The organism is Bradyrhizobium sp. Kon56 (assembly GCF_055807635.1).
In genome coordinates this window covers 1-291 of record NZ_JBVVOU010000350.1, presented here as the reverse complement: position 1 = coordinate 291, position 291 = coordinate 1, and the positions used below count along the sequence as shown (strand labels likewise).

Below are 291 nucleotides of genomic sequence, written 5' to 3'. Positions count from 1 at the left end.
GGTGAAATGGCGGTGCACAACCCCGTTGCCGGCTCGTTCAGCCGCTATGCCCAGGATTATCTCGGCCCGTTGGCCGGCTTTCTGACCGGATGGAACTACTGGTTCCTGTGGTTGGTGACCTGTATCGCCGAGATCACCGCCGTGGCGGTGTACATGGGCGTCTGGTTCCCCGACACCCCGCGCTGGATCTGGGCCCTGGCGGCGCTGATCAGCATGGGTACCATCAACCTGATCGCGGTCAAGGCCTTCGGTGAGTTCGAATTCTGGTTCGCGCTGATCAAGATCGTCACC

General features: G+C 61.5%; 1 protein-coding gene. It reads left to right on the top strand.

What is annotated here, in order from left to right; genetic code table 11:
• The coding region (locus AC0L3B_RS39275; RefSeq protein ID WP_473383150.1) for an amino acid permease at positions 1-291 on the top strand (291 nt) is incomplete at both ends.